This is a genomic window from Actimicrobium sp. CCI2.3, from assembly GCF_035019065.1.
GTDB lineage: Bacteria > Pseudomonadota > Gammaproteobacteria > Burkholderiales > Burkholderiaceae_D > Actimicrobium.
In genome coordinates, this window is the sequence record NZ_JASJWR010000103.1 from 1 (window position 1) to 338 (window position 338).

1 protein-coding gene is annotated in these 338 nt (G+C 55.9%); it reads right to left on the bottom strand.

Features of this window, described 5'->3' with window-relative positions; translation table 11 throughout:
- Positions 1-338: hypothetical protein (locus tag QN370_RS20630; protein WP_323581835.1), on the bottom strand; the 338-nt coding region annotated here is incomplete at both ends.

Below are 338 nucleotides of genomic sequence, written 5' to 3' on the forward strand. Positions count from 1 at the left end.
CCGTCCTTGTTGGCATCCAGGGTCGTTGTCGACAAGTCGATCTTGCCGTCACCATTGCTGTCGACGGTCTTGATGACTGAAGTACCGGTCGCGTTCGTGCTGGTGGTCGTGTCGTCCTTCAAGGTCCCGGTCGCCGTAAAATCTTTGACATCATCCACCTTGCTGCCATCAGCATTGAAGGTGTCGGTGGTAATTTTCTCGGCCTTGCCGTCCTTGTTGGCATCCAGGGTCGTTGTCGACAAGTCGATCTTGCCGTCACCATTGCTGTCGACGGTCTTGATGACTGAAGTACCGGTCGCGTTCGTGCTGGTGGTCGTGTCGTCCTTCAAGGTCCCGGT